Here is a 15,836-nt window from a genome sequence, read left to right as displayed (position 1 = left end):
GTTGAGCGTGGCCAGGTTCTGGTCAAGCCAGGCACCGTCAAGCCGCACACCAAGTTCACTGCGGAAGTTTACGTTCTGAGCAAGGAAGAAGGCGGCCGTCATACTCCGTTCTTCAAAGGCTACCGTCCACAGTTCTACTTCCGTACAACTGACGTGACTGGTAACTGCGAGCTGCCAGAAGGCGTTGAAATGGTAATGCCAGGTGACAACATTCAGATGACTGTTACCCTGATCAAGACCATCGCGATGGAAGACGGCCTGCGTTTCGCTATCCGTGAAGGCGGTCGTACCGTCGGCGCTGGCGTCGTAGCCAAAGTCATCGAGTAAAACAGTTGTAATGTCTTTTTCGGGCCGGCATAATGGTCGGCCTGATTTTGTTTTAGGTCAGTAGCTCAATTGGCAGAGCGACGGTCTCCAAAACCGTAGGTTGGGGGTTCGATTCCCTCCTGACCTGCCAGATTCACTCAGTGTGTCTGGCTTTCTTTTCACAGGATCTTCATAGATGACTCCTAAAGCTGAAGCTCAAGGCTCTCGCTTCGATCTGCTCAAGTGGCTAGTGGTAGTCGCTTTGGTGGTTATTGGCGTTGTTGGCAATCAGTATTATTCTGCTTCGCCGATCCTGTACCGTGTACTTGCATTGCTCGCCATTGCTGCTGTTGCTGCCTTTGTAGGCCTGCAGACAGCCAAGGGCAAGTCTTTCTTTGTACTCGCTAAGGAAGCTCGCACCGAGATTCGTAAAGTCGTATGGCCGACTCGCCAAGAAACCACGCAGACCACGTTGATCGTTGTGGCTGTTGTTCTGGTAATGGCGTTGCTGTTGTGGGGGCTCGATTCCCTGCTCGGCTGGCTTGTTTCCTTGATTGTTGGCTAAGGGTGTCCCGTGGCTAAGCGTTGGTACGTTGTGCATGCTTACTCGGGTTACGAGAAGCATGTCATGCGCTCGCTGGTAGAGCGCGTAAAGCTGGCTGGCATGGAAGACGGCTTTGGCGAGATTCTGGTCCCCACTGAAGAAGTGGTTGAGATGCGTAATGGCCAGAAGCGCAAAAGTGAACGCAAGTTCTTTCCGGGCTACGTGCTGGTACAGATGGATATGAACGAAGGGACTTGGCACTTGGTCAAGGATACCCCTCGGGTGATGGGTTTCATCGGCGGTACCGCCGACAAGCCTGCGCCGATCACGGATAAAGAGGCAGAAGCGATTCTGCGTCGCGTCGCTGATGGTAGCGACAAGCCGAAGCCGAAGACGTTGTTTGAACCAGGTGAGGTTGTACGCGTCACCGACGGTCCATTCGCTGATTTCAACGGCACGGTTGAAGAGGTTAACTACGAAAAGAGCCGGATCCAGGTGGCAGTGCTCATTTTCGGTCGCTCTACTCCGGTAGAGCTAGAGTTCAGTCAGGTCGAAAAGGTCTGATTGAGCAGGCATCCCAACCCCGCAGCCGAAGGCTGTGGGGTTTTGTCGTCACTGGGATAAACGCGCAAGTCACCGGGGAGCCTTTCGAGGCGTTAGAACCCGTAATTGGAGTGCCTCATGGCCAAGAAAATTACCGCTTACATCAAGCTGCAAGTGAAGGCCGCTCAGGCTAACCCAAGCCCACCTGTTGGTCCTGCACTGGGTCAGCACGGCGTGAACATCATGGAATTCTGCAAGGCCTTCAACGCCCGTACTCAGGGTCTTGAGCCAGGTCTGCCGACTCCAGTGATCATCACTGTCTACAGCGACCGTAGCTTCACCTTCGAAACAAAAAGCACCCCAGCTTCGGTTCTGCTGAAGAAGGCTGCAGGTTTGACCAGCGGTTCCGCTCGTCCGAACACCGTTAAGGTTGGCACCGTTACCCGTGCTCAGCTGGAAGAAATCGCGAAAACCAAAAACGCGGATCTGACTGCAGCTGATATGGATGCAGCCGTGCGTACTATCGCCGGTTCTGCTCGTAGCATGGGCCTTAACGTGGAGGGTGTGTAATGGCTAAGCTGACCAAGCGTCAAAAGGCTATCGCCGGCAAAATCGAAGCAGGCAAGGCCTACAACTTTGTAGACGCCGCCGCTCTGCTGTCCGAGCTGTCGACTGTCAAGTTCAGCGAGTCGTTCGACGTTGCTGTAAACCTGGGCGTTGACCCACGTAAATCCGACCAGGTCGTTCGTAGCGCTACCGTGCTACCACACGGCACTGGCAAGACCGTTCGTGTAGCTGTCTTCACCCAGGGCCCAGCAGCTGAAGCTGCCCTGGCTGCTGGTGCTGATCGCGTCGGCATGGACGATCTGGCTGCCGAAATGAAAGGCGGCGACCTGAACTATGACGTAGTGATCGCATCTCCAGATGCCATGCGCGTTGTAGGCCAGTTGGGTCAGATCCTCGGTCCACGTGGTCTGATGCCTAACCCTAAAGTCGGCACCGTAACGCCAGACGTAGCCACCGCGGTTAAAAACGCCAAGGCTGGTCAGGTTCGTTATCGCACCGACAAAAACGGCATCATCCACACTTCCGTTGGCAAGATCGGCTTCGACGCCGTCAAGCTGAAGGAAAACGTTGAAGCCCTGATCGCTGATCTGAAGCGTATCAAGCCAGCTTCTTCGAAAGGTATCTACGTCAAGCGCGTTACCCTGAGCACCACTATGGGCCCAGGTCTGGTTATCGATCAGAGCTCGCTCGACGCGTAAGACTCAGGTTGGCGCAAGCGATTGCGCCAATCGAAAAATTGGGGTCCCTGCCTGGCGGGGGCTGTCCAAGACCGTAGGCGACGCAAGTCTTAAACCACAAGCCTACGCAGATGGTGCTCCCGGTTCCTTACCGAATCAGACACCAAAACGACATTCGGTTTCGACCGAATGAAACGGTAACAAGCAGGAGTTAAACCCGTGGCAATTAAACTCGAAGACAAGAAGGCCATCGTCGCTGAAGTCAACGAGGCTGCCAAAGCTGCTCTGTCCGCTGTCGTGGCTGATGCCCGTGGCGTAACAGTAGGCGCTATGACCGGACTCCGTAAAGAGGCTCGTGAAGCTGGCGTTTACGTACGTGTTGTACGTAACACCCTGCTCAAGCGCGCTGTTGCTGACACTGAGTACAGTGTCCTCAACGACGTGTTCACCGGCCCGACCTTGATCGCGTTCTCCACCCAACATCCTGGCGCTGCTGCCCGTTTGTTCAAGGAATTCGCCAAAGGTCAGGACAAGTTCGAGATTAAGGCAGCTGCGTTCGAGGGCAAGTTCCTCGCAGCTAACCAGATCGACGTACTGGCAACTCTGCCGACCCGTGACGAAGCAATTTCCCAGCTGATGAGCGTGATCCAAGGCGCAACCAGCAAATTGGCTCGTACTCTGGCGGCACTGCGCGACCAGAAAGAAGCTGCCGCAGCCTAAGGCTCGACACTCCTTTTCGCGTTTTTTGTTTATTTCGATGGTCGCGTAGGCCGTCCCCCAATCCAGGAATTTAGAGTCATGTCTATCTCTCAAAACGATATCCTCGAAGCCGTTGGCAACATGTCCGTAATGGAAGTTGTTGAGCTGATCAAAGCTTTCGAAGAAAAATTCGGTGTTACCGCTGCTGCTGCTTCCGCTGGTCCAGCTGCTGCTGTTGCCGTTGCTGAAGAGCAAACCGAATTCAACGTCATGCTGACCGAAGCTGGCGAGAAGAAAGTAAACGTGATCAAGGCAGTACGTGAACTGACCGGTCTGGGCCTGAAAGAAGCCAAGGCTGTAGTTGACGGCGCGCCTGCCATGGTTCTGGAAGCTGTTGCCAAAGACGCAGCTGACAAAGCCAAGGCCGCTCTGGAAGAAGCAGGCGCTAAAGTCGAGCTGAAGTAAGCATCGACTTTGCGTCTCCAGCCCGAGCGTTAAGCGACAGGCTGATGGCTGGTGGCTCTTGCCACCGGCCTTTTTCCGTTATTGGCAGCCGACTGGGTCGGTGCCGATAGCGAGCTGTAACCACCCGATGTGGTGGCGCAAACCATGGGGTTTGCACGATTTTCTGGCTGCTCCCGTCGGGAGGGGCCAAACAAGCAGGTGACCAAGCTGGGGAACGCTGATGGCTTACTCATATACTGAGAAAAAACGTATCCGCAAGGACTTTAGCAAGTTGCCGGACGTCATGGATGTGCCGTACCTCCTGGCCATCCAGCTGGATTCGTATCGTGAATTCTTGCAAGCGGGAGCGACTAAAGATCAGTTCCGCGACGTGGGCCTGCATGCGGCCTTCAAATCCGTTTTCCCGATCATCAGCTACTCCGGCAATGCTGCGCTGGAGTACGTCGGTTATCGCCTGGGCGAACCGGCATTTGATGTCAAAGAATGCGTATTGCGCGGTGTTACTTACGCCGTACCTTTGCGGGTAAAAGTGCGTCTGATCATTTTCGACAAAGAATCGTCGAACAAAGCGATCAAGGACATCAAAGAGCAAGAAGTCTACATGGGTGAAATCCCCCTGATGACTGAAAACGGTACCTTCGTAATCAACGGTACCGAGCGTGTAATCGTTTCCCAGCTGCACCGTTCTCCGGGCGTGTTCTTCGACCACGACCGTGGCAAGACGCACAGCTCCGGCAAACTGCTTTACTCCGCGCGCATCATTCCTTACCGCGGTTCGTGGCTGGACTTCGAGTTCGACCCGAAAGACTGCGTATTCGTGCGTATCGACCGTCGTCGCAAGCTGCCTGCATCGGTACTGCTGCGCGCGCTCGGCTATACCACCGAAGAAGTGCTGGACGCGTTCTACACCACCAACGTCTTCCACGTGCAAGGTGAAAACCTCAGCCTGGAACTGGTGCCTCAGCGCCTGCGCGGTGAAATCGCTGTCCTCGATATCCAGGATGACAAAGGCAAGGTTATTGTCGAGCAGGGTCGTCGTATCACCGCTCGCCACATCAACCAGCTGGAAAAAGCCGGGATCAAAGAGCTGCAGGTGCCGATCGACTACGTCCTGGGTCGCACCACGGCCAAGGTCATCGTGCATCCGGCCACCGGCGAAATCATTGCAGAGTGCAATACCGAACTGACCACCGAGATCCTGGCGAAAATCGCCAAGGCCCAGGTCGTTCGTATCGAAACCCTGTACACCAACGACATCGACTGCGGTCCGTTCATCTCCGACACGCTGAAGATCGACTCCACCGGCAACCAACTGGAAGCCCTGGTCGAGATCTATCGCATGATGCGTCCTGGCGAGCCGCCAACCAAGGATGCGGCCGAGACCCTGTTCAACAACCTGTTCTTCAGCCCTGAGCGCTATGACCTGTCTGCGGTCGGCCGGATGAAGTTCAACCGTCGTATCGGTCGTACCGAGATCGAAGGTTCGGGCGTACTGAACAAGGACGACATCGTTGCGGTCCTCAAGACCCTGGTCGACATCCGTAACGGCAAAGGCATCGTCGATGACATCGACCACCTGGGTAACCGTCGTGTTCGCTGTGTAGGCGAGATGGCCGAGAACCAGTTCCGTGTTGGCCTGGTGCGCGTAGAGCGTGCGGTCAAGGAACGTCTGTCGATGGCTGAAAGCGAAGGCCTGATGCCGCAAGACCTGATCAACGCCAAGCCTGTGGCTGCGGCGGTGAAGGAGTTCTTCGGTTCGAGCCAGCTGTCCCAGTTCATGGACCAGAACAACCCGCTGTCCGAGATCACCCACAAGCGTCGTGTCTCCGCACTTGGCCCGGGCGGTCTGACCCGTGAGCGTGCAGGCTTCGAAGTTCGTGACGTACACCCGACTCACTACGGTCGTGTCTGCCCGATCGAAACGCCGGAAGGTCCGAACATCGGTCTGATCAACTCCCTGGCGGCCTATGCGCGCACCAACCAGTACGGCTTCCTCGAGAGCCCGTACCGCGTGGTGAAAGACGCCCTGGTTACCGACGAGATCGTGTTCCTGTCCGCCATCGAAGAAGCCGATCACGTGATCGCCCAGGCTTCGGCCACGATGAACGACAAGAAGGTCCTGGTCGACGAGCTGGTAGCTGTTCGTCACCTGAACGAGTTCACCGTCAAGGCGCCGGAAGACGTCACCTTGATGGACGTATCGCCGAAGCAGGTAGTGTCGGTTGCCGCGTCGCTGATCCCGTTCCTCGAGCACGACGACGCCAACCGTGCGTTGATGGGTTCGAACATGCAGCGTCAAGCTGTACCCACCCTGCGTGCCGACAAGCCGCTGGTCGGTACCGGCATGGAGCGTAACGTTGCCCGTGACTCCGGCGTTTGCGTCGTGGCTCGTCGTGGCGGTGTGATCGACTCCGTCGATGCCAGCCGTATCGTGGTTCGTGTTGCCGATGACGAAGTTGAAACTGGCGAAGCCGGTGTCGACATCTACAACCTGACCAAATACACCCGCTCCAACCAGAACACCTGCATCAACCAGCGTCCGCTGGTGAGCAAGGGTGATCGGGTTCAGCGCAGCGACATCATGGCCGACGGCCCGTCCACCGATATGGGTGAACTGGCGTTGGGTCAGAACATGCGCATCGCGTTCATGGCATGGAACGGCTTCAACTTCGAAGACTCCATCTGCCTGTCCGAGCGTGTGGTTCAGGAAGACCGCTTCACCACGATCCACATCCAGGAACTGACCTGTGTGGCCCGTGACACCAAGCTTGGCCCAGAGGAAATCACTGCGGACATCCCGAACGTGGGTGAAGCCGCACTGAACAAGCTGGACGAAGCCGGTATCGTTTATGTAGGTGCCGAAGTCGGCGCAGGCGACATCCTGGTGGGCAAGGTCACTCCGAAAGGCGAGACCCAGCTGACGCCGGAAGAAAAACTGCTGCGTGCCATCTTCGGTGAAAAAGCCAGCGACGTTAAAGACACCTCCCTGCGCGTGCCTACCGGCACCAAAGGTACCGTCATCGACGTACAGGTCTTCACTCGCGACGGCGTTGAGCGTGATGCTCGTGCGCTGTCCATCGAGAAGACTCAGCTCGACGAGATCCGCAAGGACCTGAACGAAGAGTTCCGGATCGTCGAAGGCGCAACTTTCGAACGCCTGCGTTCCGCCCTGGTCGGCCACAAAGCCGAAGGCGGCGCCGGCCTGAAGAAAGGTCAGGAGATCACCGACGAAGTTCTCGACGGTCTTGAGCATGGCCAGTGGTTTAAACTGCGCATGGCTGAAGATGCTCTGAACGAGCAGCTCGAGAAGGCCCAGGCCTATATCGTTGATCGCCGCCGTCTGCTGGACGACAAGTTCGAAGACAAGAAGCGCAAGCTGCAGCAAGGCGATGACCTGGCTCCAGGCGTGCTGAAAATCGTCAAGGTTTACCTGGCAATCCGTCGTCGCATCCAGCCGGGCGACAAGATGGCCGGTCGTCACGGTAACAAGGGTGTGGTCTCCGTGATCATGCCGGTTGAAGACATGCCGCACGATGCCAATGGCACCCCGGTCGATGTGGTCCTCAACCCGTTGGGCGTACCTTCTCGTATGAACGTTGGTCAGATCCTTGAAACCCACCTGGGCCTCGCGGCCAAGGGCTTGGGCGAGAAGATCAACCGGATGATCGAAGAGCAGCGCAAGGTCGCGGACCTGCGTAAGTTCCTGCACGAGATCTACAACGAGATCGGCGGACGCAACGAAGAGCTGGACACCTTCTCCGACCAGGAAATCCTGGATCTGGCGAAGAACCTGCGCGGCGGCGTTCCAATGGCTACTCCGGTGTTCGACGGTGCCAAGGAAAGCGAAATCAAGGCCATGCTGAAACTGGCAGACCTGCCGGAAAGCGGCCAGATGCAGCTGTTCGACGGCCGTACCGGCAACAAGTTCGAGCGCCCGGTTACCGTTGGCTACATGTACATGCTGAAGCTGAACCACTTGGTAGACGACAAGATGCACGCTCGTTCTACCGGTTCTTACAGCCTGGTTACCCAGCAGCCGCTGGGTGGTAAGGCGCAGTTCGGTGGTCAGCGTTTCGGGGAGATGGAGGTCTGGGCACTGGAAGCGTACGGTGCTGCATACACTCTGCAAGAAATGCTCACAGTGAAGTCGGACGATGTGAACGGCCGGACCAAGATGTACAAAAACATCGTGGACGGCGATCACCGTATGGAGCCGGGCATGCCCGAGTCTTTCAACGTGTTGATCAAGGAAATTCGTTCCCTCGGCATCGATATCGATCTGGAAACCGAATAACACGTGACGCGAATCGAGAGCGGGGCTGTTTTGCCCGCTCTCTGCTCCGCCAGGAGGAAAGGCCTTGAAAGACCTACTGAATTTGCTGAAAAACCAGGGTCAAGTCGAAGAGTTCGACGCTATCCGTATTGGATTGGCCTCGCCTGAGATGATCCGTTCGTGGTCGTTCGGTGAAGTTAAAAAGCCGGAAACCATCAACTACCGTACGTTCAAACCCGAGCGTGACGGCCTGTTCTGCGCCAAGATCTTTGGCCCGGTAAAGGATTACGAGTGCCTGTGCGGTAAGTACAAGCGCTTGAAGCACCGTGGTGTGATCTGCGAGAAGTGCGGCGTTGAAGTCGCGCTGGCAAAAGTTCGTCGTGAGCGCATGGCACACATCGAGCTGGCCTCGCCGGTTGCCCACATCTGGTTCCTGAAATCGCTGCCGTCCCGTATCGGCCTGCTGATGGACATGACCCTGCGTGATATCGAGCGGGTTCTCTATTTCGAGAGCTACGTCGTTATCGATCCAGGCATGACCACTCTTGAAAAAGGTCAGCTACTCAACGACGAGCAGTACTTCGAAGCGCTGGAAGAGTTCGGCGACGACTTCGATGCCCGCATGGGTGCCGAAGCTGTCCGCGAACTGCTGCACGCTATCGACCTGGAACACGAGATTGGCCGCCTGCGCGAAGAGATTCCGCAAACCAACTCCGAGACCAAGATCAAGAAGCTGTCCAAGCGTCTGAAATTGATGGAAGCCTTCCAGGGTTCCGGCAACCTGCCAGAGTGGATGGTGCTGACCGTTCTGCCGGTACTGCCGCCAGACCTGCGTCCACTGGTTCCGCTCGATGGCGGTCGCTTCGCGACTTCCGACCTCAACGATCTGTATCGTCGAGTGATCAACCGTAACAACCGCTTGAAGCGCCTGCTCGATCTGTCCGCTCCGGACATCATCGTGCGCAACGAAAAGCGTATGTTGCAGGAAGCGGTCGACGCATTGCTCGACAACGGTCGTCGTGGCCGCGCTATCACCGGTTCCAACAAGCGTCCTCTGAAATCCCTGGCTGACATGATCAAGGGTAAGCAGGGCCGTTTCCGTCAGAACTTGCTCGGTAAGCGTGTCGACTACTCCGGTCGTTCGGTTATTACCGTAGGCCCGACCCTGCGTCTGCACCAGTGCGGTCTGCCTAAGAAGATGGCCCTGGAGCTGTTCAAGCCGTTCATTTTCGGCAAGCTGGAAATGCGTGGTCTCGCTACCACCATTAAAGCGGCCAAGAAAATGGTCGAGCGCGAGCTGCCAGAAGTCTGGGACGTTCTCGCCGAAGTGATTCGCGAACACCCAGTGCTGCTCAACCGTGCACCGACCCTTCACCGTCTGGGTATCCAGGCGTTTGAACCGGTACTGATCGAAGGTAAGGCTATCCAGCTGCACCCGCTGGTCTGTGCTGCGTACAACGCCGACTTCGACGGCGACCAAATGGCCGTGCACGTGCCGCTGACACTGGAAGCCCAGCTGGAAGCGCGTGCGTTGATGATGTCGACCAACAACATCCTGTCGCCAGCCAACGGTGAGCCAATCATCGTTCCGTCGCAGGACGTTGTATTGGGTCTGTACTACATGACTCGTGAAGCGATCAACGCCAAGGGCGAAGGTCGTGTGTTCGCCGATCTGCAGGAAGTTGACCGTGTGTTCCGTGCCGGCGAAGCCGCACTGCACGCCAAGGTCAAGGTGCGGATCAACGAAACCGTGAACGACCGTGATGGCGGCAGCGTGACCAACACCCGTATCGTCGACACCACCGTCGGCCGTGCGCTGTTGTTCCAGGTTGTGCCAAAAGGCCTGTCCTTCGACGTCGTCAACCTGCCGATGAAGAAAAAAGCGATCTCCAAGCTGATCAACCAGTGCTACCGCGTGGTGGGTCTGAAAGAGACCGTGATCTTCGCTGACCAGTTGATGTACACCGGTTTTGCCTATTCGACCATTTCCGGCGTTTCCATCGGCGTTAACGACTTCGTTATCCCGGATGAAAAAGCCCGCATCATTGGTGCTGCCACCGAAGAAGTGAAAGAGATCGAAAGCCAGTACGCCTCCGGCCTGGTAACCCAGGGCGAGAAGTACAACAAGGTGATCGACCTTTGGTCCAAGGCGAACGACGAAGTGTCCAAGGCGATGATGGCCAACCTCTCGAAAGAGAAAGTCATCGACCGTCATGGCAACGAAGTCGACCAGGAATCGTTCAACTCGATGTACATGATGGCCGACTCGGGCGCACGGGGTTCTGCTGCGCAGATCCGTCAGCTCGCCGGTATGCGTGGCCTGATGGCCAAGCCGGACGGCTCCATCATCGAGACGCCGATTACCGCGAACTTCCGTGAAGGCTTGAGCGTACTCCAGTACTTCATCTCCACTCACGGTGCTCGTAAGGGTCTTGCGGATACCGCGTTGAAAACCGCGAACTCCGGTTACCTGACTCGTCGTCTGGTAGACGTTGCCCAGGATCTGGTCGTGACCGAGATCGATTGCGGCACCGAACATGGCCTGGTCATGACGCCGCACATTGAAGGCGGTGACGTTGTAGAGCCGTTGGGTGAACGCGTACTGGGTCGTGTCATCGCCCGTGACGTATTCAAGCCAGGTACCGAGGACGTGATCGTTCCTGCCGGCACCCTGGTTGACGAGAAGTGGGTCGAGTTCATCGAACTCAACAGCATCGACGAAGTGATCGTGCGTTCGCCGATCAGCTGCGAAACCCGCTATGGCATCTGCGCCAAGTGCTACGGTCGCGACCTGGCACGTGGTCACCAGGTGAACATCGGTGAAGCGGTCGGCGTTATCGCTGCCCAGTCCATCGGTGAGCCGGGTACCCAGCTGACGATGCGTACGTTCCACATCGGTGGTGCGGCAAGCCGGACCTCCGCTGCCGACAGCGTCCAGGTGAAGAATGGCGGTACTGTCCGTCTGCACAACCTCAAGCACGTAGAGCGCGTGGACGGTCACCTGGTGGCTGTATCCCGTTCCGGCGAGCTGGCCATCGCTGACGACTTCGGTCGCGAGCGCGAGCGCTACAAGCTGCCGTACGGTGCTGTGATTTCGGTCAAGGAAGGTGACAAGGTCGACGCTGGCGCCATCGTGGCCAAGTGGGACCCGCACACCCACCCGATCGTGACCGAGATGAAAGGTACCGTGACCTACGTGGGCATGGAAGAAGGCATCACGATCAAGCGTCAGACCGACGAATTGACCGGTATGACCAACATTGAAGTACTCGACGCGAAAGATCGTCCAGCTGCCGGCAAGGACATCCGTCCGGCCGTGAAGATGGTCGATGACAACGGCAAGGATCTGTTGCTGCCAGGCACTGACGTAATCGCTCAGTACTTCCTGCCAGCCAACGCCCTGGTCGGTGTTGCGGACGGTGCGCGGATCGCGATCGGTGATGTTATCGCCCGTATCCCGCAGGAAACTTCGAAAACCCGCGACATCACCGGTGGTCTGCCGCGTGTTGCCGACTTGTTCGAAGCCCGTCGTCCGAAAGAAGCCTCGATTCTGGCTGAAGTCAGCGGCACCATCGCGTTCGGTAAAGAGACCAAGGGCAAGCGCCGCCTGGTCATTACACCGAACGACGGTAGCGATCCGTACGAAGAGCTGATTCCGAAGTGGCGTCACCTGAACGTCTTCGAAGGCGAACAGGTAAACCGCGGCGAAGTTATCTCGGACGGCCCGAGCGATCCACACGACATCCTGCGTCTGCTGGGTGTGAGTGCGCTGGCCAAGTACATCGTGAACGAGATCCAGGACGTTTACCGTCTGCAAGGCGTGAAGATCAACGACAAGCACATCGAGACCATCCTGCGTCAGATGCTGCGTAAGGTCGAGATCGCTGAATCTGGCGACTCGAGTTTCATCAAGGGCGACCAGATGGAACTGACTCACGTGCTGGTGGAAAACGAACGCCTGGCGACCGAAGACAAGTTTGTCTCCAAGTTCACTCGCGTGCTGCTGGGTATCACCAAGGCGTCGTTGTCCACCGAATCGTTCATCTCGGCGGCTTCCTTCCAGGAAACCACCCGTGTACTGACCGAAGCGGCGGTAACCGGCAAGCGCGATTACCTGCGCGGCCTGAAAGAAAACGTGGTCGTGGGTCGTCTGATCCCGGCCGGTACCGGTTTGGCCTATCACAGCGAGCGTAAGCGTCGCCGTGATGCCGACAAGCCGTTGCGCGTAAGCGCCAGTGAAGTGGAAGCTGCACTGACCGAAGCTCTGAACTCGAGTGGTAACTGAGTTCTGCGGTAATTGAGTGCCTGGCCCTGGTCGCCCCGTTCGGCGGATCGAGACAAATTGTCGAGATCCGGCGGGCGGGGAGGTCGGGGCCTTGCCTTGACTGGGGACAAGATCCTCTTTAGACTCTTGATCCCCTAAATTTGGCGGGAATTCGTTCCTGCCATTTTGCTTTTCTTGTAAGACAATAGCGTCGCAAGACAACAGTGGAGCTAGTAGATGGCAACTATCAACCAGCTGGTACGTCAGCCGCGTAAGCGTATCGTCGAGAAATCCGACGTGCCTGCGCTGCAGAACTGCCCGCAACGTCGTGGCGTATGCACCCGTGTGTATACCACCACGCCGAAAAAACCTAACTCGGCACTGCGTAAAGTATGCCGTGTGCGTCTGACCAACGGTTTCGAGGTTTCCTCGTACATCGGCGGTGAAGGCCACAACCTGCAAGAACACAGCGTGGTCCTGATCCGCGGCGGTCGTGTAAAAGACTTGCCAGGTGTTCGTTACCACACCGTTCGCGGCTCTTTGGATACTTCCGGCGTCAAAGGTCGTAACCAAGGTCGTTCGAAGTACGGTACCAAGCGTCCGAAATAATCGGCCGTTTAGCAGTTTTTAATTTTATTGAGTCGATAAGAGTAAGGTCGGGCACGCATCCGCTGTCCCGGGCTAACCTGAAGACCGTTTGAGGGCTTATCAATGCCAAGACGTCGCGTAGCAGCCAAACGTGAGATTCTGGACGATCCGAAATACGGAAGCCAGATCCTCGCCAAGTTCATGAACCACGTAATGGAAAGCGGCAAGAAAGCCGTTGCCGAGCGTATCGTTTATGGCGCACTGGACAAAGTTAAGGAACGCAAGAACAGCGATCCCCTGGAAATCTTCGAGAAAGCTCTCGACGCCATCGCTCCGCTGGTCGAAGTGAAGTCGCGCCGTGTAGGCGGTGCTACTTACCAGGTTCCGGTCGAAGTTCGTCCGTCCCGTCGTAACGCCCTGGCAATGCGCTGGCTGGTAGACTTCGCCCGCAAGCGCGGCGAGAAGTCCATGGCTCTGCGTTTGGCTGGTGAACTGTTGGACGCTGCTGAAGGTAAAGGTGCTGCAGTTAAGAAGCGTGAAGACGTGCACCGTATGGCTGAAGCCAACAAGGCTTTCTCGCACTACCGCTTCTAATTTTAGCGTCACTCAATTTGCGAGGGCTTTATGGCTCGTACTACACCGATTAACCGCTACCGTAACATCGGTATCGTTGCTCACGTGGATGCTGGTAAAACCACCACCACCGAGCGCGTCCTTTTTTACACCGGCAAGAGTCACAAAATGGGCGAGGTGCATGACGGCGCCGCGACCACAGACTGGATGGTGCAGGAGCAGGAGCGTGGTATTACCATTACTTCTGCTGCTATCACCGCCTTCTGGAAAGGTTCCGAGAAGCAGTACCCGCACGAGCATCGCTTCAACGTTATCGATACCCCGGGCCACGTAGACTTCACCATCGAAGTTGAACGTTCCCTGCGTGTACTCGACGGCGCTGTCGTTGTGTTCTGTGGTACTTCGGGTGTTGAGCCTCAGTCGGAAACCGTATGGCGTCAGGCCAACAAATACGGCGTTCCACGTCTTGTTTACGTCAACAAGATGGACCGTGCTGGTGCCAACTTCCTGCGCGTGATCGCTCAGATCAAGCAACGCCTGGGTCACACTCCGGTGCCGATCCAGCTGGCTATCGGTTCCGAAGACAACTTCCAGGGTCAGATCGATCTGATCAACATGCAAGCTGTCTACTGGAACGATTCCGACAAGGGCATGGTCCCTGTTCGCAAGGACATTCCTGCCGAACTGTTGGAAGAAGCCGAGCAATGGCGCAGCAACATGGTTGAGGCTGCGGCCGAAGCCAGCGAAGAGCTGATGAACAAGTACCTCGAAGGTGAAGAACTCACCAACGAGGAAATCAAGGCCGCTCTGCGTCAGCGTACTATCGCTGGTGAGATCGTTCTGGCTGTTTGCGGTTCTTCCTTCAAGAACAAGGGTGTTCCCCTGGTTCTCGACGCCGTTATCGACTTCCTGCCTGCTCCAACCGACATTCCTGCTATCAAGGGTTCCAACCCGGATAACGAGGAAGAGGAAATGGAGCGTCACGCAAGTGACGAGGAGCCGTTCGCGGCTTTGGCGTTCAAGATCGCTACCGACCCATTCGTGGGTACCTTGACCTTTGTTCGAGTTTACTCGGGCGTGTTGGCCTCCGGCGACGGCGTGATCAACTCGGTAAAAGGCAAGAAAGAGCGTGTGGGTCGTATGGTGCAGATGCACGCAAACGCCCGTGAAGAAATCAAGGAAGTACGCGCTGGCGACATCGCGGCCTTGATCGGCATGAAGGACGTCACCACCGGTGAAACTTTGTGCAACGCTGACAAGCCAATCATCCTGGTTCGCATGGACTTCCCGGAGCCGGTTATTTCGGTTGCCGTTGAGCCTAAGACCAAGGACGACCAGGAAAAAATGGGTATCGCTCTGGGCAAGCTTGCTCAGGAAGACCCGTCTTTCCGCGTCAAGACTGATGAAGAGACTGGTCAAACGATCATCTCCGGCATGGGCGAGTTGCACCTGGACATCCTGGTTGACCGGATGCGCCGTGAGTTCAACGTCGAAGCCAACATCGGTAAGCCTCAGGTTTCCTATCGTGAGCGCATCACGAAGAGCTGTGAAATCGAAGGCAAGTTCGTTCGCCAGTCCGGCGGTCGTGGCCAGTTCGGTCACTGCTGGATCCGTTTTGCACCGGCTGACGAAGGTCAGGAAGGTCTGCAATTCCTGAACGAAGTCGTAGGTGGTGTGGTTCCCAAGGAATACATCCCGGCGATCCAGAAGGGTATCGAAGAGCAGATGAAGAACGGCGTTGTCGCCGGCTATCCGCTGATCGGCCTGAAGGCGACTGTGTTCGATGGTTCTTACCATGACGTCGACTCCAACGAGATGGCGTTTAAGGTGGCTGCCTCCATGGCAACCAAGCAGCTGGCCCAGAAGGGTGGCGGTGAGTTGCTTGAGCCGATCATGGCGGTGGAAGTCGTTACGCCTGAAGACTACATGGGTGATGTCATGGGCGACCTTAACCGTCGTCGTGGCATGATTCTGGGTATGGAAGATACGGTTTCCGGCAAAGTGATTCGTGCCGAGGTGCCGTTGGGTGAGATGTTCGGTTACGCAACCGACGTTCGTTCCATGTCTCAGGGTCGCGCAAGCTACTCTATGGAATTCAAAAAATACAATACAGCTCCGTCGCATATCGTCGAGACTGTTACCAAAAAGCAAGGCTGATTCAGCCCCTTTAAGCTAGGAGTTAATTGTCGTGGCTAAAGAAAAATTTGAACGGAACAAACCGCACGTCAACGTTGGCACCATTGGTCACGTTGACCACGGTAAAACCACGCTGACCGCTGCTCTGACCCGTGTCTGCTCCGAAGTTTTCGGTTCGGCCAAGGTTGACTTCGACAAGAT

Annotated in this window: 12 protein-coding genes, 1 tRNA gene and 1 pseudogene; all 14 read left to right on the top strand. The window is 56.5% G+C overall.

The features are described 5' to 3' along the window. Positions 1–327: pseudogene (locus BM321_RS28950) on the top strand (elongation factor Tu); the annotation flags it as partial. A gap of 54 nt (positions 328–381) precedes the next feature. Next, positions 382–457 (top strand) — tRNA-Trp (locus BM321_RS28945). A 45-nt stretch (positions 458–502) separates the two neighbouring features. Continuing rightward, positions 503–871: a preprotein translocase subunit SecE gene (gene secE / locus BM321_RS28940; RefSeq protein WP_003206102.1), complete on the top strand. Its 369-nt coding sequence runs from the start codon at positions 503–505 to the stop codon at positions 869–871. Positions 872–880: 9 nt separating this feature from the next. Beyond that, positions 881–1,414 carry a transcription termination/antitermination protein NusG gene (gene nusG, locus BM321_RS28935; RefSeq protein WP_003186097.1) on the top strand — a complete coding sequence of 178 codons (534 nt, stop codon included), beginning with the start codon at positions 881–883 and terminating at the stop codon, positions 1,412–1,414. A 117-nt stretch (positions 1,415–1,531) separates the two neighbouring features. Continuing rightward, complete coding sequence (gene rplK / locus BM321_RS28930) at positions 1,532–1,963, top strand: 50S ribosomal protein L11 (protein ID WP_003176435.1); 432 nt, start codon at positions 1,532–1,534, stop codon at positions 1,961–1,963. Then, positions 1,963–2,658, top strand: coding sequence for a 50S ribosomal protein L1 (rplA, locus tag BM321_RS28925; RefSeq protein WP_092205577.1), 696 nt, complete (start codon positions 1,963–1,965; stop codon positions 2,656–2,658). Before rplK ends, rplA begins: the two co-directional genes overlap by 1 nt. Before the next feature lie 198 nt (positions 2,659–2,856). After that, positions 2,857–3,357 (top strand): 50S ribosomal protein L10, encoded by a 501-nt coding sequence (gene rplJ / locus BM321_RS28920; protein WP_003206099.1) that lies wholly within the window; start codon positions 2,857–2,859, stop codon positions 3,355–3,357. Between the two features lie 78 nt (positions 3,358–3,435). After that, positions 3,436–3,801, top strand: a complete 366-nt coding sequence (rplL, locus tag BM321_RS28915; protein ID WP_072412391.1) for a 50S ribosomal protein L7/L12 — start codon at positions 3,436–3,438, stop codon at positions 3,799–3,801. A gap of 220 nt (positions 3,802–4,021) precedes the next feature. Beyond that, positions 4,022–8,095, top strand: a complete 4,074-nt coding sequence (rpoB, locus tag BM321_RS28910) for a DNA-directed RNA polymerase subunit beta (RefSeq protein WP_092205575.1) — start codon at positions 4,022–4,024, stop codon at positions 8,093–8,095. A gap of 64 nt (positions 8,096–8,159) precedes the next feature. Further along, a complete protein-coding gene (gene rpoC / locus BM321_RS28905; RefSeq protein ID WP_047230482.1) occupies positions 8,160–12,359 on the top strand; it encodes a DNA-directed RNA polymerase subunit beta' in 4,200 nt (1,399 codons plus the stop codon). Positions 12,360–12,575: 216 nt separating this feature from the next. Next, positions 12,576–12,947 carry a 30S ribosomal protein S12 gene (gene rpsL / locus BM321_RS28900; RefSeq protein ID WP_003186084.1) on the top strand — a complete coding sequence of 124 codons (372 nt, stop codon included), beginning with the start codon at positions 12,576–12,578 and terminating at the stop codon, positions 12,945–12,947. A gap of 102 nt (positions 12,948–13,049) precedes the next feature. Further along, complete coding sequence (gene rpsG / locus BM321_RS28895) at positions 13,050–13,520, top strand: 30S ribosomal protein S7 (protein ID WP_003186074.1); 471 nt, start codon at positions 13,050–13,052, stop codon at positions 13,518–13,520. Between the two features lie 30 nt (positions 13,521–13,550). Next, positions 13,551–15,656, top strand: a complete 2,106-nt coding sequence (gene fusA / locus BM321_RS28890; RefSeq protein ID WP_092446408.1) for an elongation factor G — start codon at positions 13,551–13,553, stop codon at positions 15,654–15,656. 31 nt (positions 15,657–15,687) lie between these two features. Further along, positions 15,688–15,836, top strand: a 149-nt coding sequence (locus BM321_RS28885; RefSeq protein ID WP_256573532.1) for a GTP-binding protein, incomplete at its 3' end; no start/stop codon positions are given.

Source organism: Pseudomonas sp. NFIX10, from assembly GCF_900111955.1.
Classification (GTDB): Bacteria; Pseudomonadota; Gammaproteobacteria; order Pseudomonadales; family Pseudomonadaceae; genus Aquipseudomonas; species Aquipseudomonas fluorescens_AA.
This window is presented reverse-complemented; position numbering and strand designations above follow the sequence as displayed.

What these genes read in the sequence shown, in the direction of transcription:
- rplK (WP_003176435.1), top strand. Translation starts at nt 1,532, where the DNA reads ATGGCCAAGAAAATTACCGCTTACATCAAGCTGCAAGTGAAGGCCGCT.
- secE (WP_003206102.1), top strand. Translation starts at nt 503, where the DNA reads ATGACTCCTAAAGCTGAAGCTCAAGGCTCTCGCTTCGATCTGCTCAAG.
- rpsG (WP_003186074.1), top strand. Translation starts at nt 13,050, where the DNA reads ATGCCAAGACGTCGCGTAGCAGCCAAACGTGAGATTCTGGACGATCCG.
- rplA (WP_092205577.1), top strand. Translation starts at nt 1,963, where the DNA reads ATGGCTAAGCTGACCAAGCGTCAAAAGGCTATCGCCGGCAAAATCGAA.
- fusA (WP_092446408.1), top strand. Translation starts at nt 13,551, where the DNA reads ATGGCTCGTACTACACCGATTAACCGCTACCGTAACATCGGTATCGTT.
- rplL (WP_072412391.1), top strand. Translation starts at nt 3,436, where the DNA reads ATGTCTATCTCTCAAAACGATATCCTCGAAGCCGTTGGCAACATGTCC.
- rpsL (WP_003186084.1), top strand. Translation starts at nt 12,576, where the DNA reads ATGGCAACTATCAACCAGCTGGTACGTCAGCCGCGTAAGCGTATCGTC.
- rpoB (WP_092205575.1), top strand. Translation starts at nt 4,022, where the DNA reads ATGGCTTACTCATATACTGAGAAAAAACGTATCCGCAAGGACTTTAGC.